Origin of the sequence: Streptomyces sp. NPDC048142 (genome assembly GCF_043202835.1) — a bacterium.
Classification (GTDB): domain Bacteria; phylum Actinomycetota; class Actinomycetes; order Streptomycetales; family Streptomycetaceae; genus Streptomyces.
In genome coordinates this window covers 342,874-363,515 of the sequence record NZ_JBIDBC010000002.1, presented here as the reverse complement: position 1 = coordinate 363,515, position 20,642 = coordinate 342,874, and the positions used below count along the sequence as shown (strand labels likewise).

Genomic DNA, 20,642 nt, shown 5'->3' with positions numbered 1-20,642 from the left:
TCGTGGCTGACGACCTGTCTGCGGTGGGCCGTTTCCTGTACGAGGCGGGCACGCTCAAGCAGACGCGGCGCACCGGCTGGTGGATGGCCGGGGTACGTGACCCCGAGAGCGTCGCCGAGCACTCGTGGCGTACGGCGCTGATCGCCACGGTCATCGCGAAGCTGGAGGGCGCGGACCCCGCCCGCGCCGCCTACCTCGCCGTCTGGCACGACACGCAGGAGAGCCGGACCGGCGATGTGAACCATCTCGGGAAGAAGTACGCGCCCGCCGGCGACCCGCAGGAGGTCACCGCCGACCAGACGGCGGGCATGCCCGAGGTGCTGGCCTCGGCGGTCCGCGAGCTGGTCGCGGAGTACGAGGCGAAGGAGTCGCCGGAGGCGGTCTGTGCCCAGGACGCGGACAAGCTGGAGTGCATGCTCCAGGGCATCGAGTACAGGGCCCAGGGCTACGAGAACGTCCAGCGCTGGATCGACAACAGCCGAGCCCGCCTCGTCACCGGGACCGCCAACCGCCTGGCCGACGAACTCCTGGCACAAGCAAGCCTCGACTGGCTGCGCACCGCCCTGGGCGAGGGCAAGTAGCAGCCCAGGCCCGTGACTCCGCTCTCGAAACCCGGGTTCCGAGCCTCGGGCTTCGGGAGAGCCCGTTCACTCTTCCGGGTGTACGCGGGCAGTGCCCCGGCCCGAGGCTCGGGGCTCAGGCTTCGGGTGTCGGGATGCGGGACCCGGGGTTCGAGCGCCTTCTTTAACCGGTGGGTAGATGAAGGGGTTTGGGGAAAACCTCCCCTCCTCCCTGCCCTCGTCGCGGCCGGGAAGTATGACTAATCGTGACAGCTTGCGGCGCAGCGTCACGACTGCTTACGGTGCGAGAACCAAACGACCCCGACACGGTGTTGCAAGCACCAGGCCGGGGTCTCACCGCAAGATCGCTCCCGTGGAAGGCGACCCCGTGGCTACACAGCACCCTAGCTCCGCCCTGCATACCCCCGCACGCTCCGCCGCGTACCCGATGGCCAAGCCCGGCTACGGCAAACGCACAACACCCGACCAACTCCCCCGTGCGCGTGATGATTTCGCTTTGCTGCCGACGCGTGAGCGGTACGTCGCCGGGTTCGTCGACCACCTCCCCGAGGGCGCGGCGATGAGCGTGAAGCACCTGGCCAAGCAGCTCCCGCTCTACGGGCAGCAGGCCATCTCCACCGCCCTGACCGCCCTGTCCGTCGCCGGGCACCTGCGGCGCGTACGGTGCCCGGTCGTCGGTGCGGGCGACGAGACCCGCTGGGTCTTCCGCACCTTCTGGTCCCGCACCGCCCACGACAACGAGTGGTGGAACACCTACCTCGCCACCGAGAAAGCCACCCTCACCGTCAGCTCCTCACCGGGTGCCCCGGCCCCGGACGCGGCACCGCCGCCGCCGTGGGGCGCGGCCGAGGAACCGCCACCGCCCGCCCCGCAGGGCCCCGGTGCGGAACCGGTGCCCGAGCCCACCGGCGTACCGCAGCAGCGCACCCGGAACCGGAGCCGGGGACCGGCACCGGACGCCGAGCCCGCGACGCCCGCACCGGACACGGCCCCCGCGACGCCCCCCACCTCCGTAGCTCCCACCTTCGCAGCCGGCCCTTCCCCTGCCTATCTCGCCCTGGCCCGCCTGGGCCGCGACGACCACCGCCTCACCCTCTCCGCCGACGACTGCACCACCCTCGAACCACAGGCGGCGGAATGGCTCGCCCGGGGCGTCACCAGCGACTACCTGACCAGCGCCCTCACCGCAGGACTCCCCGCCAGGATCGACAGCCCCCTCGGATTCCTCCGCCGCCGCCTCACCGACAAAATCCCACCCCAACTGCCCACCGAGAACACCCACCCCGCCACCCCCACCCCACACCGCCGCATCCTCCTGGAATGCACCGACTGCGGCCGCCCCGGCCCCCCGGAAGCCCTCCCCGACGGCCTCTGCCACCCCTGCCGCACCCACCACCACTCCACCACCGCCAAAACCCCGACCCACCCCACCGAAATCGCCGACATCAAAGCCCGCATGGCCAACCTCCGCGACCTCCTCAAACCCGTCTGAGACCGGAAATCGCGGATCAGCTCGCGTCTCCCAGCCGATCAAAGGCGCTAGCAGAATGCACGCAGTGGGACTAAGATGCTTGCATGGCTACCATTCATCTCCGAGCGGTCCCGGACGAGACGATGACGACCCTGAAGGTCCGGGCCGCCCGGTCCGGACAGTCCCTGCAGGCTTACCTCCTGCAGCTCCTGGTTGGCGAAGCGGCCTTGCTGACCCCGGAGGAAGCAGCCGAGCAGGCACGCGGGATCGCCGCACGCGGACAGGTCACTGCCGACGACGTATCCGAGGCCCTGGCCCAGATGCGTGAGGCGCGTTCGTGAAGGTGCAGGTTCTCGACACCTCCGCGCTCGTGGAGTTCCTCGTGGGGTCGGACCCCCTCGCCGAGCGGGTCCGGAGCCACACGGCCGGCAACCGGCTCGCGGCCCCGCACGCAGTAGACCTGGAGTGCGCTTCGGTCCTGCGGGGCCTGGTTCGCGGAAACAAGCTTCCCGAGAACGAGGCCACCCACGCGCTGGACCTGTTGGGCCACATGCAGTTGCACCGCTACGACCACACGCCCCTCATGCCTCGCATCTGGGAGCTCCGACACAACATGTGGCCTTACGACGCCGCTTACATCGCCCTGGCAGAGACACTGGGCGCCGAACTCGTCACAGCGGACCGGAAGCTCGCGGGAGCCCCCGGCCTTCGCTGCGCGGTGACTGATCTGCGGGACAGCTGAGGCCCTGCCAACGGCCCTCCCCGTTCAGTGACGCCGGACAGCAGAGTGCCCGGCCGCCGCACAGAGGATGTGCGGCGGCCGGGCGCTCCGGGTCTGGTCGGGGGAAGCGGCATCGGGGGGACAAGCCGCTTCCCCCGGTGAGAACAGGGCCTGCCGGCCGTCCGCCGCGGTCAGGGGGTATCGCGCGGCGGTGAGCCCACGGAGAGGCCCTGTTCCGGCCCTCCGGGTCCTGCCTGGTCCCCTCGGGCTTCCGGTGTCCATCCTGCCGGGCGGCAGGAGCCGTGAGGCCGGGCAAAGGGCCTTGATGGCGGGGCCGTAGGTCCTTAAAGAGCGCATCAGTGATCAGAAACGGCCACCGGATACGGCCATCCGTGCGGATAGACTCGCTCGATCGCATGCGGGGTCGATGGGGAGGCAGGATTGTGGCCAAGGCAAAGACGGTCATCATCTACATACTGATGATCTTCGTGCTGTACACGATCATCATGTCGCCTCAGCGGGCCGCCGAGCTGGTCCAGGTAGGGTTCGAAGGCATTTCCACCGCCGCGCAGAGCGTCGGTGACTTCATGTCAGAGCTGGTGAAGTAGGAGACGAACGATGATCCGCCACCTGGTCCTCTTCAAGCTGAACGAGGGCGTCGAGCGGGACGACCCGCGGGTCGTCGCCGGGGACCGGGCCTTCCGGGAGCTGGCGGGGCAGGTCCCCGAGCTGGAGTTCTGGGAGTGCGCCTGGAACATCACCGACCGGCCGATCGCGTACGACTACGCCATCAACTCCGCCGTCGCCGACGAGGACGCGCTCAAGCGGTACATCGAGCACCCGGCCCACCAGGCCGCCGCGGGACAGTGGCGGGAATTCGCCACTTGGGTGATCGCCGACTATCCCTTCTGACGCCTTCCCCTCGCCGGTTCGTCCCGGTTGCGCCGACCCCTCGCCGTTCAGGCGGGGGGTTTCTTTGTTCTGTTTAAACCCTTATGACCTCAACACGGCACTTTGCGGTGCTTGCACACAGTGGACATGTCTTGTGATGCTATGACCGCTTTTGACGGATGAGTTGACCGTAGTTGACCGCGAAGGGGTGGCGTCACCGTGCCGGCCAGTACAGCGCCTCAAGTGCCTCCCCAGACCGGCCAGGCCGTCCAGGCCGTCCGGACCGAGGACATCCAGACCGAGACCCCCGACCCCTCCGCCAGGCCCGCCAGGGCCCGCGGTGCCGATACCCGGGCGCTCACCCAGGTCCTCTTCGGCCAGCTCAAGGACCTGGAGCCGGGCACTCCGGAGCACCGCCGGGTCCGGGCCGCCCTCATCGAGGCGAACCTCCCCCTCGTGCGCTACGCCGCAGCACGGTTCCGCAGCCGTAACGAGCCGATGGAGGACGTCGTCCAGGTCGGCACGATCGGCCTGATCAACGCCATCGACCGGTTCGACCCGGAGCGCGGGGTCCAGTTCCCCACCTTCGCGATGCCCACCGTCGTCGGTGAGATCAAACGTTACTTTCGCGACAATGTGCGCACCGTCCACGTCCCCCGCCGACTGCATGAGCTCTGGGTCCAGGTCACCGGCGCCACCGAGGACCTGACGACCGCTCATGGCCGCTCCCCGACCACCGCCGAGATCGCCGAGCGGCTGAAGATCTCCGAGGACGAAGTGCTCGCCTGCATCGAGGCGGGGCGCTCGTACCACGCCACATCCCTGGAGGCGGCCCAGGAGGGCGACGGACTGCCCGGCCTCCTCGACCGGCTCGGCTACGAGGATCCCGCGCTCGCTGGCGTCGAACACCGCGACCTCGTCCGGCACCTCCTCGTCCAGCTCCCCGAACGCGAGCAGCGCATCCTCCTCCTGCGCTACTACAGCAACTTGACCCAGTCTCAGATCAGTGCGGAACTGGGCGTCTCCCAGATGCACGTGTCAAGGCTTCTCGCCAGAAGTTTCGCCCGACTGAGATCCGCAAACAGGATCGAGGCGTAACCGGAACGGGTAGACCGTGCAGAGAGCAGTTCTGACGGCATAAAAGGCCTACACCCCCTGTTTCCAGGGCGGATTCGGCGCTGACATGTCGACAAGTCACTACAGCGCGTTGCCGACATGTGACATTCTGCTCGAAGCGCGTTTGCCGCAGCCCCGCCTCCGGTATTCAGGTGGAGGCTGCGTTCCTCCGATGGTCGCGGCCACCGCGACCGTCCGCGACCTCAAGGGGGTGGCATGTCCGAAGAACAGGGCAGCTCGAAGGTGCTCACGCTCACGAAGAGCGTGCCGGCACCCGCCGTGCTCACCAGCTCGCCGGAAGCCATCGACACCCGCACGCTGTCCCGCTCCCTGTTCCTGCGGCTCGCCGCGCTCGGCCCCGCCTCGGGCCCCGAGGGAACGGACAGTCCGGAGCGGACCTATGTGCGGGACACACTGATCGAGCTGAACCTCCCGCTGGTGCGGTACGCCGCGGCGCGGTTCCGCAGCCGCAACGAACCGATGGAGGACATCGTCCAGGTCGGCACGATCGGCCTGATCAAGGCGATCGACCGGTTCGACTGCGAACGGGGCGTGGAGTTCCCGACGTTCGCGATGCCCACCGTCGTCGGCGAGATCAAACGCTTCTTCCGCGACACCTCCTGGTCCGTGCGGGTCCCCCGCCGCCTCCAGGAGCTGCGTCTCGCGCTGACCAAGACCAGCGACGAGCTCGCGCAGAAGCTCGACCGCTCGCCGACCGTGCCGGAGCTGGCCCGCGCGCTCGGGGTCTCCGAGGAGGACGTGGTCGACGGTCTCGCCGTCGGCAACGCCTACACCGCCTCCTCCCTGGACTCCCCCTCCCCCGAGGACGACGGCGGCGAGGGCTCGCTCGCCGACCGCCTCGGGTACGAGGACACGGCACTGGAGGGCGTCGAGTACCGCGAGTCCCTCAAGCCCCTGCTGGCCAAGCTCGCCCCGCGCGAGCGCCAGATCATCATGCTGCGGTTCTTCGCGAACATGACGCAGTCACAGATCGGCGAGGAGGTCGGCATCTCCCAGATGCACGTCTCCCGGCTGCTGACCCGCACGCTCGCGCAGCTCAGGGAAGGGCTCATCGCGGACTGAGCCCGGTACGGGACCGGACGGGACCGGACAGGCCGAGCCCCGCACCGGACCGGACGGCCCGAGCCCGGTACGGACCGGCAGGATCGTCGGTCTCTGCACAAGGGTTCAGATGTGACGGTGCGTCAGACACACTGGTGCGATGCGACGTCGGATACGTCAGACCCCGCGGACCCGCCCGGCACACGGCCCGGCCGGCCGCCGGGGCAGCGCCATCGCCGCCTCGGCTGCCGCGCTGTGTCTGGGCACCGGCCTCCTGTCCGGCTGCGGGAGCGGGCCGGGAGACGGTTACGTGGCCGTGGGCGCGGCCGCCGAAGGCTCGAAGAGCCCCTCGGGCGGGGACGGAGAGCCCTCGGGCAAGGTGACACTCACCCCCCTCGACGGGAGCGGGAGCGACGGGAACGGCGAGAACGGTGGCCGGGGCGGCAGCGGTACGTCCCCGCCCCCGCCCTCCTCCCCGAGTACGAGCGGGTCCGGGCGCGCCCCGGACGGGCCCGGTGGGGGGCATACGCAGACGCCGGGCGGCCAGGGGGGCGGGTCACGCGACGGGGCAGGCCCGAATCCCGCAGGTCCCGCGAAGCCCTCGGCCCCCGCGAAGCCCTCGGCGCCCACGAAGCCCTCGAAACCGGGCAGCGGAACCGGGTCGCCGCCCGCCGGCACCCCCGGCACCCCGAAGCCTCCCCCGCCGCCCGCGACCCCGGCCGCGCTGAAGCTGAGCGCCCCGCAGCGCGCGGCGGCGGACAAGCGGTGGTGCGAGAAGGTGACCGTGGAGTTCCGCAACACCGGCGGCTCCCCGGCACGCTCGGGGACCGTCACCTTCGCCACGCACATCATCGGCGCCCTCGGCGTCGACTGGGCGACCATCACCTCGTACCGGCCCCTGCCCGCCCCGATCGGCGCGGGCTCGGCGCGCTCGGAGACGTACACCGTCTGCGTGGAGTCCTGGCGGGTTCCGTTGGGGATGCGCGTCGAGACGCAGGACGTCTCCGCCGTGTGGGAGTGACCCGGGCCGGGGCCCGTGAAGGGAGCGGGTGCTCGGGGCCGGAACGTACGAAGGCCGCCCGGGTGCGGAACGGCGGCCGGTTGTCGCGGCTCCGCTGCCCGTCCCCGTGCGGCCGGATCGTACGGTCGTGCTGTCACACGGTCGTGTCGTGCAGAAGTACGGCCTGCCGTCGTGCGGCTGTGTCGTCGTACGGCCGTGCTGTCATACGGCTGTGCCGTCGTGGGTCAGCTCAGTGCGAGCCAAGCCACCGCACCGAGGACGGCGACGACCGCGACCACCGCCGCGATCACCCCGGTTCTCGGCCCGGACGAGGTCGCCGCGGGCTGCTGCCGGCGCTGCGGCTCGCCCTCGTCGACGAAGGCGCGGAACATCTGCGTGCTGCCCGCCGGATCGGGGTTGCCCTCGGGGCCCGGGTGAGGGGCGTGGGGGTTGTGTGCCATGGGGCAGGACCCTAGCGAACTCGGGCCCCCGGCCCAACCCCCGGGGCCGCCCGGCAACCCGCCCGACCTGCGGCGGCACCCGCGGAGAACGGGCTTGACCTCGACCCTACGGAGGCTTTTGTGTTCCTTTACTTCTGCAAGGCCATTTTCGTTTGCCTGTAGCAACCAATGGCTTCTATCGTTGCCCTAAGCAACAACATAGTCGTGAGCGTGCTGGGGGTTCCCGTGGCCGCACGGAGTAGTTACGAGGAACTGGCCCGGCAGCTCAGCGCCGTCGGGGCCGTCAAGAGAGGGCTGTCCCGCGCGCTGCCCGCCGAATGTCCGGCGGGTTCCGCCGCCGTGCTGACCCTCCTGGACCGGCACGGCGAGATGCGGATCAGCCGGCTCGCCGAGCTGCTGTCCGTGGACATGTCGGTGACCAGCCGCCACGTGGCCCACGTAGCCGATCGGGGCTGGATCGAACGGTCCCCGGACCCGGCGGACAAGCGGTCCCGCATCCTGCGGCTGACCCCCGGCGGGCACGAGCAGCTCGACGAGCTGACCCGGCGGACCACCGAGATATTCGCCCACAACCTCCAGGACTGGTCCGACGGCGACGTCGGCCGGCTCATCGCGCTGCTGTCCCGGCTGCGCGACAGCTTCGCCTGTCGCGGATCCGGCGGCTGCGCCCCCGGAAGCCACACCGGTGAGTGCAGGACCCGCCTCGGCGACGAGACACACACCCGTACACCTGTGTAACAGAAGCAAATACGCACGGATAAGGAACTCAATGGCTAGGACCACACCCACCGGTGTGCGGGGCGGCCACGCCAAGCACGGAGGGCACGGGGGCACCACCGCCGCCACCGCCTCCGACGCCCCCGACGGCACGCCGATGACACACCGGCAGATCATGGAGGCACTGACCGGGCTGCTGCTCGGCATGTTCGTCGCGATCCTGTCGTCGACGGTCGTCTCCAACGCCCTGCCCGAGATCATCTCCGACCTCGGCGGCGGCCAGAGCGCCTACACCTGGGTCGTCACGGCCTCGCTGCTGGCCATGACCGCCACCACCCCGCTCTGGGGCAAGCTCTCGGACCTCTTCAGCAAGAAGCTGCTGGTCCAGATAGCCCTGGTCATCTACGTCCTGGGCTCGGTCGTCGCCGGTATGTCGACCAGCAGCGGCATGCTCATCGCCTGCCGTGTCGTCCAGGGCATCGGCGTCGGCGGTCTCTCCGCCCTCGCGCAGATCGTCATGGCCGCGATGATCGCCCCGCGCGAGCGCGGCCGCTACAGCGGCTACCTGGGCGCGGTCTTCGCCGTCGCCACCGTCGGCGGCCCGCTGCTCGGCGGTGTCATCACCGACACCAGCTGGATGGGCTGGCGCTGGTGCTTCTACGTCGGCGTGCCGTTCGCGATCATCGCCCTCATCGTGCTCCAGAAGACCCTGAAGCTCCCGGTCGTCAAGCGCGAGGGCGTGAAGATCGACTGGTCCGGCGCGTTCTTCATCAGCGCCGCCGTCTCCCTGCTGCTGGTCTGGGTGACGTTCGCGGGTGACAAGTACGACTGGCTGTCGTGGCAGACGTACGTGATGGTCGCGGGCTCGGTCCTGCTCGGCCTGGTCTTCGTCCTCATCGAGTCGCGGGCCGCCGAGCCGATCATCCCGCTGCGCCTCTTCCGTAACCGCACCATCACGCTGGCCTCGATCGCCTCGCTGTTCGTCGGCGTCGCGATGTTCGCGGGCACCGTCTTCTTCAGCCAGTACTTCCAGCTGGCGCGCGGCGAGTCGCCGACGATGTCCGGCGTCATGACCATCCCGATGATCGCGGGACTCTTCCTCTCCTCGACCGTCTCCGGCCAGGTCATCACCAAGACCGGGCGCTGGAAGGCGTGGCTGGTCAGCGGCGGCTTCCTGGTCACGGCCGGGCTCGGGACGCTCGGCACGATCCGGTACGACACCGCGTACTGGCACGTCGCGGTCTTCATGTTCGTCCTGGGTCTCGGCATCGGCATGATGATGCAGAACCTGGTTCTCGCCGCACAGAACCAGGTCGCTCCCGAGGACCTCGGTTCCGCGAGCTCCGTCGTCACGTTCTTCCGGTCCCTCGGCGGCGCGGTCGGCGTCTCGGCGCTCGGCGCGGTCCTGGGCAACCGGGTCACCCACTACGTCAAGGACGGCATCGCCGCCCTCGGCCCGGAGGGTGCGGCGTTCGGCCACGGCGGCACCGGCGGCGGGGGCATCCCCGACCTGGACAAGCTGCCCGAGCCCCTGCGGCTGATCATGGAGGCCGCGTACGGGCACGGCGTCGGCGACGTCTTCCTGTACGCCGCTCCGGCCGCGCTCGTCGCCTTCATCGTGACGATCTTCATCAAGGAGGTCGCGCTGAAGAGCAGCGCCGCGAACGACACCTCCGCCGACGCTCCGGCCGCCGACGCCCCGGTCGCCGGTCCTCCGGTCGCCGGTCCTCCGGTCGCCGTCGAGGCTGCCGCCACCGTCTCTGGCTCGGCCACCGCCTCTGGCTCTGGCTCGTACGGAGCCGGCGGGCACGACACCGAACTCGCCCACCCGGGTAAGTGACTGATCCCTCCGGTGCGCGCGTGCGCCTGAAGGGCTGCGCGTGAGCACGTGGAGGGATCGCGAAGACCCCTGGTCGGACGGCACTTCCAGCGGAAAGGCTGTCGCGACCGGGGGAAACGGGACCCGGCGGCGGCTACGGCAGGCAGGGGACGGCCGGCCGTACCCGCCCCGGGGCCCGGCTCATGTGCCCCACGGGCGGGCCGGCGGGCCGAGCCGCCGGCGGACGTGGCGCGCGGCTACCGAAGCGGCCGGCTACTGGAGCGGCTGCCGGGCGGGGGAGCCGGTCCGGTCGCGCATCGCCTCGATGCCCGCGATCACCACGTCCAGCGCGAAGACGAAGTCCCGCTCGCGCATCTCCTCGACCGTCGTCCCGCCCCGGGCCGCCATCAGGGCGTCGGAGGACGCGGCGATCTCCCGCAGGTGCGGCTGTGCCCGGATCGTGCCCATCGCCTGCTGGTGGTACTCGTCCTGAGTGAGCCCGGTCGCGTCGCACCGCGCCTTGAAGTGGCCCTCGACGGTGCCGAATCCGTACACGAACTGGAAGACCGCCGAGAGCGCGCCCGTCTGCCGTTCCAGGGGCAGGCCGGTGGCCCGGATCACGTCCTGGACGGCGTACGAGAACAGCATGGAGTTCGGGCCGATGTTGAGGAAGGTCCCGGCCAGCGGGGAGATCCAGATGTGGCGGACGAGGAGTTCGCGGTAGCTGCGGGCCAGCTGCCGCAGCCGGTCCTGCCAGTCGGCGTCCTCGCGGGGCGGGGCGATCTCGGCGTAGACCGAGTCGAGCGCCAGTTCCAGGAGGTCGTCCTTGGTGTCGACGTACCAGTAGAGGGACATCGCGGTGACGTCCAGCTCGGCGGCGAGCCGGCGCATGGAGAACTTGCCGAGGCCGTCGGCGTCCAGCAGCCGCACCGACGCCTCGGTGATCCGGTTACGGTCCAGGCCCGCCGGGGACTCCGACCTGCGCGAGCGCGAGGACGCCCGCTGATCCAGCCATACGCTGGTCCGCACGGCATTGTTCGCGCGGCCGGACTCGGGTGCGGAGCCGGATGCGGATGCGGATGCGGATGCGGAGTCAGACGCAGACGCGGAGCCGGACGCAGACTCGGAGCCGGACGCAGACGCGGAGTCGGACGCGGAGCCGGGCTCCGACTCCGGCTCGGACTCCGGCTCGGACGCGGACACCATGGCGCACTCTCCTCGTCTTGCTCGGACCGCCCACCGAGCTGTCCTGCCGGAAGGCGGGACCTGGCGGGCCCTGCCGGGAAGGGCGGGACCCGGCGAGTCCTGCCGTGAAGGGCGGCGTACCGGACACGGACAGTCCGGTACGCGCGTCCCGTCCGATGCTATGCCGCCGGTCCTGGCGAGTCTGCCCGGTCCCCGGCCTTCTCCAGCCGGTCGGCCCGCTCGGCGGCGGCCTCGCTTCCCGCCCCTGCGGTCGCCCCGGCAGTCGCCCCGGCAGTCGCGGGGACGGTCACGGAGGCAGTCGCAGGGGAAGCTGCGGGGGAAGTCGCGGGGACAGTCGCAGGGGAAGTGGTCCCGGCGACAGCCCCGGCGGCCGTCCCCGCAACTCCGGCGGCCGTCCCCCCGGCCCCGGCGGCCGGCGCCTCCGCCCGTTCGGCACGGCGCAGCAGGAGCGCGGCGAGCAGACCGCCCGCCAGCACCGCGACCGCGCCGACCAGTTGGCTGACCTCCAGGCCCGAGGCGAAGGCGTCCTTGATCTGCTCCCGGGCGGCGGGCCCGTCGGCGGCGGCCAGGGCCGCGGGCAGTGAGGCGGCGCCGACGGCGGCCGGGACGAGCGCGGCGAACCGGGCGTTCATCACCGCGCCGAGCACCGCGACCCCGAGCCCGTTGCCGAACTCCGCGAGCGTCCCGTTGACCCCCGCGCCCACCCCGGCCTTGGCCGGCGGGATGGCGCTCATGATGGCGTTGGCCATCGCGGGCATCGCCAGGGCGATCCCCGCGCCCATCACGACCAGGCCGAACAGCATGCCGCCGTAACCGTGCCGGCCGAGCAGCGCGATCGCTGCGAGTCCGGCCGCCAGACAGCTCATCCCCGTCCCGATGACGACGGGCGTGCCCATCTTCCGTACGAGGCGGGCGCCCAGGCCGGTCAGGTTGAGGGCGACCACGGTCAGCGCCATCGGAGCCGTCCGCAGACCCGCCTCCAACGGCCCGTACCCGAGCACGAACTGCAGGTGCTGGGTGAGCAGGAAGAGCGAACCGCCCATGCCGAAGGCGACCAGGATCGCGCCCGCCACCGCGCCGATGAACTTCTGGTTCCGGAAGAAGTTCATGTCGAGCATCGGGTTCGGGATGTGCAGCTCCCACAGAACGAACCCGGCCATCACCACGGCCCCGATGAGCGCGGTCAGCAGCACCCGGCCGGACGCCCAGCCGTGCTCGGGCCCGGAGATGATCGCGAAGACGACGGCGGTCATGCCCATCGTGGAGAGCAGCGCGCCCAGCAGGTCGGGCCGTTCCCCCCGGCCGCTCTTCGACTCCGGTACGAGCCGGACGACGGCGGCCAGGGCGATCAGGACGACCGGGATGTTGATGAGGAAGATCGCGCCCCACCAGAAGTGGTCGAGGACGAACCCGCCGAACAGCGGCCCCGCCGCGAAGCCGAGGGAGTTGACGGTCGACCAGATCCCGATCGCCTTGACCCGCTCGGTGTCGTCGAAGATCTGGACCACGACGGCGAGCGTGGTGGTGAGCAGCAGCGCGCCGCCGATCCCCATCCCGGCGCGGGCGGCGATGAGCTGGCCCGAGGACTGGGAGAGCCCGGCCACGAGCGAGCCGACGCCGAACAGGGCGAGGCCCGCGATCAGCATCCTCTTGCGCCCGTAGCGGTCGGCGGAGCTGCCGGCGGTGAGCAGCAGACCGGACTGGACGAGCGAGTAGGCGTTGATCATCCACTGCACGTCGGCGGTGGAGGCGTTCAGCTCCGTGGTGAGGGAGGGGATCGCGACGTTGAGGACGGTGTTGTCGAGCAGCACCGTGAGCTGGGCCAGGCAGATGACGCCGAGGATCAGCCAGCGCTGCGGATGCCCGTGGGGGTCGAGATCTGGTCGCTGTGCGGCGGGCGCCGTCATGCGGGCTCCTTGGGCTCCGGTGCGGTGACAGCTCGCTCCGGGGGCGTTGTACGGCGTATAGGACGTGTCGTTGTACACCGTAAGGCAGTCCTTGTACAACGTACAAGTCGATATGGGTGCCGATGGACCGGCCGCGCCGGTGGGGCCCGCGCGGCGGCCGGGCGGTACGGTTCTCGACGCTGACCTGACACCTGACGAAGGCCGTGAAGCCCGGCCGGTTGGAGAGCCATGTCGCAGCGCCGCCGTCCCCTTCGCCTCCCTCACCGCCCCCTCCCCCTGCCTCTCCACACCCTTCGCCTCCTTCAACTCCTGCTCACCGCTTCCCTTTTGGGTGCGCTCACCGCGCCGCCCGCCGCTGCCGCGACGCCCCGCCTCCCGTCCGGCGGGGGCCTGCCGCTGCGGGTCGTCACGTACAACATCCACGCCGGGGCGGGCCTGGACGGCGCCTTCGACCTCGACCGCCAGGCCGCCGAACTCCGGTCGCTGCACGCGGATGTGATCGGGCTTCAGGAGGTCGACCGGCACTGGGGCGACCGCAGCGGGTGGCGGGACCTCGCGGGCGAACTGGGGCGGCGGCTGCGCATGTACGTCTCCTTCGCACCGATCTACAGCCGGGATCCGGCCGAACCGGGCGGGCCCCGGGCCGAGTACGGAGTGGCCGTGCTGTCGCGGCACCGGATCGTGAGCGCCGAGAACCACGAGATCACCCGGCTCTCGACCCAGGTCCCGAACCCGGTCCCGGCCCCCGCCCCGGGCTTCGGCGAGGTCGTCGTACGGGTGCGGGGGCTGCCCGTACACGTGTACGTCACCCACCTCGACCACCGCACGGACCCCGCCGTCCGCGTCGCCCAGGTCGCCGACACCCGGCGGATCATGGCCGAGGACCGGGGCCCGCAGATCCTGCTCGGCGACTTCAACGCGGAGCCCGCCGCACCCGAACTGGCCCCGCTGTGGCGGGAACTGGCGGACGCCGACCCGGGTGCGCCCACCTTCCCCGCGCGGGATCCGGTCAAGCGGATCGACTTCGTGGCGGTGTCGAAGGGCGACCCGCGCAGTGGCTCGCGCAGTGGCCCGGACGGCAGCTCGGACGGCCGCCCGGACGGTGGGATCACGGTGCGCAGGGCATGGGTGCCGGAGAGCGTCGCCTCCGACCACCGGCCCGTGGTGGCTGACCTGTCGGTACGGGGGCGGGGCCGATGAGTCCGGGGCCGAGGAGTTCAGGAACGATGGGTCCGGGGCCGATGAGTCCGGGTTGGTCCGGGAGTCTCCGGTTTCGGCCCGAAAGCCTCCCTTTACGGCCGGAGCGCGTCTTCCAGCCCGAACTGCCCGAGGGCCACTCACGGTCCACCGCCCGAGGGCGGAATCCGCACGGGCGCAGGGCTTCCGAGAGAACACGCGGTACCGGACGAAGGACGACCATGAGCACCACCAGCCTGCACGAACTGCTGGACACCCACATCGCCAGGGGATCGATGCCGGGCGCGGTGGCCCTGGTCGCCCGGGGCGAGCGGGCCGAGGTGGTGTCGGCCGGCACGTCCGGCCTCGCCGGGTCCGCGCCGATGCGGCGGGACTCGGTCTTCCGCCTCGCCTCGGTCACCAAGCCCATCGTGGCCGCCGCCGCCATGACGCTCGTCGAGGACGGCCTGATCGCCCCCGCCGACCCGGTGGCGGCGTGGCTGCCCGAGCTGGCCTCGCCCCTGGTCGTGCGGACCCCGCAGAGCCCGGTCGACGACGTGGTGTCGGCGGTCCGCCCGATCACCCTGCTCGACCTGCTGACCTTCCGCGCCGGATACGGCTTCCCGTCCGACTTCTCGCTCCCGGCCGTCGCCCCGCTGTTCGCGGAGCTGAGGCAGGGCCCGCCGCAGCCGGCGACCGGGCTCGCGCCGGACGCCTGGATGGCCGCGCTGTCCCGTATCCCGTTGCTGCACCAGCCGGGTGACGGCTGGCTCTACAACACCTGCTCCGACATCCTCGGCGTCCTCATCGCCCGGGTCGCCGACCGCCCGCTGCCCGCGTATCTGGCGGAGCGGCTGTTCGGGCCCCTCGGTATGACGGACACCGGGTTCTCCGTGGAGCCCGCCGCGCTGCACCGGTTCACCGGCTACTACCGGGCCGGGGCGGACAGCGGAAGCGAACCGGTGCTGGTGGACGCCCCGGACGGGCAGTGGAGCAGCCCGCCCGCCTTCCCGTCCGGCGCCGGCGGCCTGGTCTCGACCGTCGACGACTGGTACGCCTTCGGCCGGATGCTGCTCGCCGGGGGCCTGAACGACGACGGTCACCGGGTGCTGGCCGCCGCATCGGTCCGCCAGATGATCACCGACCATCTGACCCCGGACCAGCGCGCCGCGAGCGGACTGTTCACGGAGGGCCAGGGCTGGGGGTTCGGCGGCTCGGTGGACATCGAGATCGCGGCCCCGTGGAACGTCCTGGGCCGCTACGGCTGGGTCGGCGGCACCGGCACCACGGCCCACATCGTCCCGTCCACGGGCACGGTCGCCGTCCTGCTCACCCAGATGGAGATGTCCGGGCCCGCCGCACCCCAGGTGATGCGGGACTTCTGGACGTACGCGGCCGGGTTCTGAGCCCGGCCGCGCACGCCCCCGGTGCTCAACTCGTCGGCTGCGTCAGGTCGTAGAGCGTGGCGCTGCCGACGGTGACCTCGGTGAAGTTCTCCGTCACCCAGGAGGAGATCTGCGACGAGGTCCCGGAGCCACCGCCCATGCCGCCTCCGCCTCCGCCCCTGCCGCCGCCCGGGGCGAAGTAGTGGATCTTCCCCTCCGCGACGTACTCCTTGAACTGTGCGAGCGTCGGTGACGGGTCGCTCCCGTTGAAGCCGCCGACCGCCATCACCGGCTCCCCCGTGGCGAGTTGATAGCCGGCCGCGTTCTGCGCGCCGACGGCGGCGGCGACCCAGGTGTAGTCGTCCGCGTCCTTCGCCAGGAGCGCCTTCGCCTCGGCGTCGACGGACGTGCCGTTGAGCAGCCCGCCCATGCCGCCGCCTCCGCCGGCCCCTCCCCTCATGCCCTCGCCGAAGCCGGGGTTCGCGCCGGTTCCCGTACCCGTCCCGGTCCCTCCAGGCTGCGTGGGCATGCCGCCCGGGGCCTGCCCCTGCCTGGGAGGCCGCTGCGTGCCGCCGCGCTGCCCGCCGTCACCGCCGCCGTCACCGCCACCGGGCCCGCCCCGGCCGCCGCCCCCGGGTCCGCCCATGCCGAACCCGGCCGAAGGGCCCGCGGTCACGATCGACCCCTGGTGGCCGCTGTTCAGGGTGCTGACCGTGTACGCCGCCGGCCCCGCCAGCGACGCCGCGCAGCTCAGCGCCACCACGGCGAGGGCCAGGCCCCGTCCGCCGAACCGCCCCACGACGAGCAGCCCGAGCGCGCCGACGAGCCCGCCGGCCAGCACCGCCCACCGCAGCCACGGCAGGTAGTCCGGCGTGCGGCCCAGCAGGACGTACGCCCAGACCACCGTCGCGACGACCGTGCCCGCGAGCACCGCGCGCGGCCACCACGCGCCCCGCTCCTCCCACAGCACCGTGACGCCCATGGCGACGAGCGCCGCGACGTACGGGGCGAGGGCCACCGTGTAGTACTGGTGGAAGATCCCGGCCATGAAGCTGAACACGGCCGCGGTCATGAGCAGCGCACCGCCCCAGGCGACGAACGCGGCCCGCGCGGCGTCGGTCCGCGCCGCCTTCCGGGTCAGCCAGAGCCCGGCCACCAGCAGGATCAGCGCGGCGGGCAGCAGCCACGCGATCTGGCCGCCGACCTCGGAGTCGAACATCCGGCCGATGCCGGTCTCACCCCAGCCGCCGCCACCGCCGCCCCCACGGCCACCGCCGACGCTTCCGGTCTCCTCGCCGTTGATCCGGCCGAGCCCGTTGTAGCCGAAGGTGAGCTCCAGGAAGGAGTTGTTCTGCGAGCCGCCGACGTACGGCCGCGAGGAAGCCGGCATCAGCTCCACGATCGCGACCCACCAGCCACCGGCGACGGCCATCGTCAGCGCGGACAGCGCGAGTTGGCCGATCCGCTTCGTCACGGGAACGGGGGCGCACACCGCGTACAGCACGGCCAGCGGCGGCAGGATCAGGAACGCCTGGAGGGTCTTCGTCAGGAACGCGAACCCGACCACCGCGCCCGCCCCGACCAGCCACGCCGTCCGCCCCTGCTCCAGGGCCCGCAGCACGCACCACACGGTGACGGTCATCAGCAGGGCGAGCAGCGCGTCCGGGTTGTTGAAGCGGAACATCAGCGCGGCGACGGGCGTCAGCGCGAACACGCCCACCGCGATCAGCCCGGCGACCGGCCCGAACCGACGGCGTACAGCGGTGTTCAGGACGGCCGCCGTGGCGAGCGCCATCAGGACCTGCGGGGCCAGGATCGCCCAGGAGTTGAGCCCGAACAGCCGCACCGACAGGGCCATCGGCCAGAGCGCGGCGGGCGGCTTGTCGACGGTGATGGCGCCTCCGGAGTCCAGCGAGCCGAAGAAGAAGGCCTTCCAGCTCTGGCTGCCCGCCTGGACGGCGGCGGAGTAGAAGGAGTTGGCGTACCCGGAGGCGCTGAGGTTCCAGAAGTACGCGAGCCCGACGGCCAGCAGGAGCCCGTACAGCGCCGGGCGCGCCCAGCGGGGGCCTTCCCTGCCGGCCGGCGGCGCGGCGGCAGGCATCACGGGGACTGCGGTCGTGGTCATCGGACATCCTCGGGGTCATGGCAGGCGCGGGCCGGGAAGACCCAGGCGCGCAGGAGCAGGAAGCGCAGCACGGTGGCCGCGAGGTTGGCGGCGATCAGGACGGCCAGCTCCGTGCCGTGCGAGGGCGAACCGGAGGCCGCCCCCAGCGCCGCGAGCGAACCGCTGGTCAGCGCGAGGCCGATGGCGAAGACCACGAGGCCCTGCGCCTGGTGGCGGACGGCCCCGCCCCGGCCGCGCACACCGAAGGTGAGCCGGCGGTTGGCGGCGGTGTTGGCGACGGCGGAGACGAGCAGCGCGCCGCCGTTGGCGAACTGCGGTCCGACGCCGAGCCGGAAGAGGGAGTACAGGGCCAGGTAGAAGAGGGTGGACAAGGCCCCCACGACGCAGAACCCGACCAGCTGGCGGGCCAGTCCGTGCGGCACCCCGGTCAGCGCCCGGTCGCGCGGATCGTCCCCGAAGGGCCGGGCCAGCCGGTCCAGCGGCAGCGTGCCGACGGCCAGCGCCCGCCCCACCCGCCACACGCCTTTCAGGTCCTCGGTGGCCGTCCGCACGATGTGGACGGTCGAGTCGGGGTCGTCGATCCAGTCGACGGGCACCTCGTGGATGCGCAGCCCGGCCCGCTCGGCGAGGACCAGCAGCTCGGTGTCGAAGAACCAGCCGCTGTCCTCCACCATCGGCAGCAGCCGCTCGGCCACCTCGCGCCGGATCGCCTTGAACCCGCACTGGGCGTCGCTGAACCCGGCGGCCAGCGAGGAGCGCAGGATCAGGTTGTAGGCGCGCGAGATGAGCTCCCGCTTCGGCCCCCGCACCACCCGCGAACTCCGGGCCAGCCGCGAGCCGATGGCCAGGTCGGAGTGGCCGGAGATCAGCGGGGCGACCAGCGGGAGGAGCGCGTTGAGGTCGGTGGAGAGGTCGACGTCCATATAGGCGAGGACCGGGGCTTCGGAGTCCGCCCACACGGTACGCAGGGCCCGCCCGCGGCCTTTCTGCTCCAGCCGTACGCACCGCACCCCGGGCAGCTCCGCGGCGAGCGAGGCGGCGACGGCGGGGGTGGAGTCGGTGCTGGCGTTGTCGGCGACGGTGATGCGGAAGGGGTACGGGAAGGTCCGCGCGAGATGGTCGTGGAGGCGCAGGACGCAGGGGCGGAGGTCCTTCTCCTCGTTGTGGACGGGGACGACGACGTCGAGCACGGGGGCGCGGGAGGCGGTGGCCTGCTGCCGGGCCGGGAGATGCTCCCTGACCGGCAGCAGGCCACCGCCACTGCCCCTCGTACCGGGGCCGGTCGTGCCGGGGCCGCTGTGCCCTGTGCCGCGACCGGTCGTGCCGGGGCCGCTGTCCCCTGTGCTGCGGCCGGTCGTGCCGGGGCCGCTCCGGAGGCTGTCGGTGGTCATGCCTCCGACGTTCGCCGACCGCGCTGTCACACCGGTGTGCTGAGCCTGTCCCTGCCCTGTGAGTCCGCGCGGGTCACGTCTTTTGGCAGCTCGACCACGAACACCGTGCGGCCCGGCCCGGACTCCACCGCCACCCGCCCGCCGTGCGCGGAGACGACGGCCCGCACGATGGCGAGGCCGAGCCCGGTGGACCCGGTCGCCGTACCCGTACCGGCCCCGCGCGAGCGCGACGCGTCCCCGCGGGCGAACCGTTCGAAGACATGTGGCAGCAGCTCCGCCGGGATGCCGGGCCCGTCGTCCCGCACCTCCAGCGTGACCGGGCCCCCGGCACCTGCGGGCGGCCGTACGGACACCGTGACGGTGGTCCCCGGCGGGGTGTGCGTCCGGGCGTTGGCCAGCAGGTTGACCAGCACCTGCCGGAGCCGGTCGGGATCGGCGCGTACGGTCACCGGCTCGTCGGGCAGCTCAAGACGCCAGCGGTGCCGGGCGCCCGAGCCTGCTCCCGGCTCGTCCGCCACCCGGGCATCGCTGATCGCGTCCACGACCAGCACCAGCAGATCGGTGCTCCCGTACGAGAGCGGACGCCCCGCGTCGAGGCGGGCCAGCAGCAGCAGATCCTCCACCAGGCCCGTCATCCGGTCCGCCTCCGACTCGATCCGCCCCAGCGCGTGCCGGGTGACCGGACCGGGCTCCGGCGCTTCCCGGCCTCCGGTGGCGCGCCGGGTCAGCTCGGCGTAGCCCCGGATCGAGGCCAGCGGGGTGCGCAGCTCATGGCTGGCGTCGGCGACGAACTGCCGGACCCGCGTCTCGCTCTCCTGCCGGGCGGCGAGGGCCGAACCGACGTGACCCAGCATCCGGTTGAGCGCCGCGCCCACCTGCCCGACCTCGGTGCGCGGGTCGGCCTCGGCGTCCGGGACCCGCTCCAGCAGGGCCACCTCACCGCTGTGCAGGGGGAGTTCGGAGACCCGGGTGGCCGTGGCGGCGACCCGGCGCAACGGCCGCAGCGCGACCCCGACGAGAACGGTGCCCGCGATCGAGGCGGCGAGGAGCCCGGCGGCGGTGACGCAGACCTCGACGACGATCAGGGTGGTCAGCGCACCGCTCACCTCGGCGCTGGGGATGCCGACGAGGACGGTGTCCCCCTCGGCGGTGGTCGCGGCCTGGACCCGGTAGCCGCCGAGCCCCGGCAGATCGACGCTCCGGGGCCCCTCACCGGTCTCCGGAGCGGCCTCCTCCAGCGCGCTCCGCTGTTCCCCGGTCAGCGGCTTCGCGCTCTCCTGGGCGCGCAGCCCGCTGTCCTCGACGACCTTCGACGCGGTGACGTCCCCGTCGTCGCCGACGAGGGCCCCGAACGTGCCGAGCGGCTGCCCGCCCCCGCCGACGAAGCCGAGCGGACCGGCCTCGCGCAGCGCCTGGGGCACCGGCGCCGGTCCGGGCGTCCGCTGAGCCCGCTCGGCGACGGAGTGCAGCTGGTCGTCGAGCTTGCCGTACATGTAGGTGTGGAAGGCGATGGCGGTGACGGACCCGATGACGGCGGCGACGACAGCGATCAGGGACACGGCGGACACGACGAGCCGGGTCCGCAGCGTCCAGGGCCGCCGCAGCGCTCCCCC

Annotated in this window: 18 protein-coding genes and 1 pseudogene; 13 read left to right on the top strand and 6 right to left on the bottom strand. The window is 72.0% G+C overall.

Annotation, left to right across the window (positions count from 1 at the left end; all coding sequences use genetic code 11):
- Positions 1 to 2 precede the first annotated feature (2 nt).
- The 9 genes from ACGF2Y_RS04255 (at position 3) to ACGF2Y_RS04215 (ending at position 6,863) form a co-directional block, all read left to right on the top strand.
- Entirely contained in the window at positions 3 to 581 is a 579-nt protein-coding gene (locus ACGF2Y_RS04255) for an HD family hydrolase (RefSeq protein WP_392943126.1), read from the top strand.
- A 367-nt stretch (positions 582 to 948) separates the two neighbouring features.
- Positions 949 to 2,073 carry a MarR family transcriptional regulator gene (locus ACGF2Y_RS04250; RefSeq protein ID WP_392943124.1) on the top strand — a complete coding sequence of 375 codons (1,125 nt, stop codon included), beginning with the start codon at positions 949 to 951 and terminating at the stop codon, positions 2,071 to 2,073.
- An 83-nt stretch (positions 2,074 to 2,156) separates the two neighbouring features.
- A complete protein-coding gene (locus ACGF2Y_RS04245; protein WP_392943122.1) occupies positions 2,157 to 2,393 on the top strand; it encodes a hypothetical protein in 237 nt (78 codons plus the stop codon).
- The gene (locus tag ACGF2Y_RS04240; RefSeq protein ID WP_392943120.1) at positions 2,390 to 2,794 is read left to right on the top strand and encodes a type II toxin-antitoxin system VapC family toxin; all 405 of its coding nucleotides are present in this window, start codon (positions 2,390 to 2,392) and stop codon (positions 2,792 to 2,794) included. The genes ACGF2Y_RS04245 and ACGF2Y_RS04240 overlap by 4 nt, the downstream gene beginning before the upstream one ends.
- Positions 2,795 to 3,216: 422 nt before the next feature.
- A complete protein-coding gene (locus ACGF2Y_RS04235; protein ID WP_392943118.1) occupies positions 3,217 to 3,381 on the top strand; it encodes a hypothetical protein in 165 nt (54 codons plus the stop codon).
- Between the two features lie 10 nt (positions 3,382 to 3,391).
- Positions 3,392 to 3,685 carry a Dabb family protein gene (locus tag ACGF2Y_RS04230; RefSeq protein ID WP_015610041.1) on the top strand — a complete coding sequence of 98 codons (294 nt, stop codon included), beginning with the start codon at positions 3,392 to 3,394 and terminating at the stop codon, positions 3,683 to 3,685.
- Between the two features lie 198 nt (positions 3,686 to 3,883).
- Positions 3,884 to 4,762 carry an RNA polymerase sigma factor SigF gene (locus tag ACGF2Y_RS04225; protein WP_392943116.1) on the top strand — a complete coding sequence of 293 codons (879 nt, stop codon included), beginning with the start codon at positions 3,884 to 3,886 and terminating at the stop codon, positions 4,760 to 4,762.
- 234 nt (positions 4,763 to 4,996) lie between these two features.
- On the top strand, positions 4,997 to 5,863 hold the full coding sequence (locus ACGF2Y_RS04220) for an RNA polymerase sigma factor SigF (RefSeq protein ID WP_030579030.1): 867 nt from the start codon (positions 4,997 to 4,999) through the stop codon (positions 5,861 to 5,863).
- A 139-nt stretch (positions 5,864 to 6,002) separates the two neighbouring features.
- Positions 6,003 to 6,863, top strand: a complete 861-nt coding sequence (locus ACGF2Y_RS04215) for a hypothetical protein (RefSeq protein ID WP_392943115.1) — start codon at positions 6,003 to 6,005, stop codon at positions 6,861 to 6,863.
- Between the two features lie 224 nt (positions 6,864 to 7,087).
- Here ACGF2Y_RS04215 and ACGF2Y_RS04210 read toward each other — a convergent pair whose 3' ends face one another.
- Complete coding sequence (locus tag ACGF2Y_RS04210) at positions 7,088 to 7,303, bottom strand: hypothetical protein (RefSeq protein WP_392943113.1); 216 nt, start codon at positions 7,301 to 7,303, stop codon at positions 7,088 to 7,090.
- Between the two features lie 225 nt (positions 7,304 to 7,528).
- On the opposite strand from ACGF2Y_RS04210, the gene ACGF2Y_RS04205 reads away from it, so the two are divergent.
- Together ACGF2Y_RS04205 and ACGF2Y_RS04200 are read left to right on the top strand one after the other, a co-directional pair.
- A complete protein-coding gene (locus ACGF2Y_RS04205; protein ID WP_392943299.1) occupies positions 7,529 to 8,041 on the top strand; it encodes a MarR family winged helix-turn-helix transcriptional regulator in 513 nt (170 codons plus the stop codon).
- Between the two features lie 31 nt (positions 8,042 to 8,072).
- Positions 8,073 to 9,722: pseudogene (locus ACGF2Y_RS04200) on the top strand (MDR family MFS transporter); the annotation flags it as partial.
- Positions 9,723 to 10,112: 390 nt separating this feature from the next.
- Here the strand turns inward: ACGF2Y_RS04200 and ACGF2Y_RS04195 are convergent.
- Together ACGF2Y_RS04195 and ACGF2Y_RS04190 are read right to left on the bottom strand one after the other, a co-directional pair.
- Positions 10,113 to 10,868, bottom strand: coding sequence for a TetR/AcrR family transcriptional regulator (locus tag ACGF2Y_RS04195; protein ID WP_392943111.1), 756 nt, complete (start codon positions 10,866 to 10,868; stop codon positions 10,113 to 10,115).
- 335 nt (positions 10,869 to 11,203) lie between these two features.
- Positions 11,204 to 12,952: an MFS transporter gene (locus ACGF2Y_RS04190; protein ID WP_392943109.1), complete on the bottom strand. Its 1,749-nt coding sequence runs from the start codon at positions 12,950 to 12,952 to the stop codon at positions 11,204 to 11,206.
- A 228-nt stretch (positions 12,953 to 13,180) separates the two neighbouring features.
- Here ACGF2Y_RS04190 and ACGF2Y_RS04185 point away from each other — a divergent pair, with 228 nt between their 5' ends.
- Both ACGF2Y_RS04185 and ACGF2Y_RS04180 read left to right on the top strand, forming a co-directional pair.
- The gene (locus tag ACGF2Y_RS04185; RefSeq protein ID WP_392943108.1) at positions 13,181 to 14,152 is read left to right on the top strand and encodes an endonuclease/exonuclease/phosphatase family protein; all 972 of its coding nucleotides are present in this window, start codon (positions 13,181 to 13,183) and stop codon (positions 14,150 to 14,152) included.
- A 218-nt stretch (positions 14,153 to 14,370) separates the two neighbouring features.
- Positions 14,371 to 15,534, top strand: coding sequence for a serine hydrolase domain-containing protein (locus ACGF2Y_RS04180; RefSeq protein WP_392943106.1), 1,164 nt, complete (start codon positions 14,371 to 14,373; stop codon positions 15,532 to 15,534).
- Between the two features lie 25 nt (positions 15,535 to 15,559).
- On the opposite strand, the gene ACGF2Y_RS04175 is transcribed toward ACGF2Y_RS04180, so the two are convergent.
- The 3 genes from ACGF2Y_RS04175 to ACGF2Y_RS04165 are packed head-to-tail and all read right to left on the bottom strand — an operon-like array spanning position 15,560 to position 20,633.
- Positions 15,560 to 17,638 carry an ArnT family glycosyltransferase gene (locus ACGF2Y_RS04175; protein WP_392943104.1) on the bottom strand — a complete coding sequence of 693 codons (2,079 nt, stop codon included), beginning with the start codon at positions 17,636 to 17,638 and terminating at the stop codon, positions 15,560 to 15,562.
- Entirely contained in the window at positions 17,635 to 19,029 is a 1,395-nt protein-coding gene (locus ACGF2Y_RS04170) for a glycosyltransferase (protein WP_392943102.1), read from the bottom strand. Before ACGF2Y_RS04170 ends, ACGF2Y_RS04175 begins: the two co-directional genes overlap by 4 nt.
- A gap of 26 nt (positions 19,030 to 19,055) precedes the next feature.
- Entirely contained in the window at positions 19,056 to 20,633 is a 1,578-nt protein-coding gene (locus ACGF2Y_RS04165; protein ID WP_392943298.1) for a sensor histidine kinase, read from the bottom strand.
- Positions 20,634 to 20,642 lie beyond the last annotated feature (9 nt).

Excerpts from the sequence above, each read along its gene's own strand:
- ACGF2Y_RS04230 (WP_015610041.1), top strand. The coding sequence starts at position 3,392 with ATGATCCGCCACCTGGTCCTCTTCAAGCTGAACGAGGGCGTCGAGCGG.
- ACGF2Y_RS04215 (WP_392943115.1), top strand. The coding sequence starts at position 6,003 with ATGCGACGTCGGATACGTCAGACCCCGCGGACCCGCCCGGCACACGGC.
- ACGF2Y_RS04210 (WP_392943113.1), bottom strand. The coding sequence starts at position 7,303 with ATGGCACACAACCCCCACGCCCCTCACCCGGGCCCCGAGGGCAACCCC.
- ACGF2Y_RS04220 (WP_030579030.1), top strand. The coding sequence starts at position 4,997 with ATGTCCGAAGAACAGGGCAGCTCGAAGGTGCTCACGCTCACGAAGAGC.
- ACGF2Y_RS04170 (WP_392943102.1), bottom strand. The coding sequence starts at position 19,029 with ATGACCACCGACAGCCTCCGGAGCGGCCCCGGCACGACCGGCCGCAGC.
- ACGF2Y_RS04185 (WP_392943108.1), top strand. The coding sequence starts at position 13,181 with ATGTCGCAGCGCCGCCGTCCCCTTCGCCTCCCTCACCGCCCCCTCCCC.
- ACGF2Y_RS04175 (WP_392943104.1), bottom strand. The coding sequence starts at position 17,638 with ATGACCACGACCGCAGTCCCCGTGATGCCTGCCGCCGCGCCGCCGGCC.
- ACGF2Y_RS04245 (WP_392943122.1), top strand. The coding sequence starts at position 2,157 with ATGGCTACCATTCATCTCCGAGCGGTCCCGGACGAGACGATGACGACC.
- ACGF2Y_RS04180 (WP_392943106.1), top strand. The coding sequence starts at position 14,371 with ATGAGCACCACCAGCCTGCACGAACTGCTGGACACCCACATCGCCAGG.
- ACGF2Y_RS04190 (WP_392943109.1), bottom strand. The coding sequence starts at position 12,952 with ATGACGGCGCCCGCCGCACAGCGACCAGATCTCGACCCCCACGGGCAT.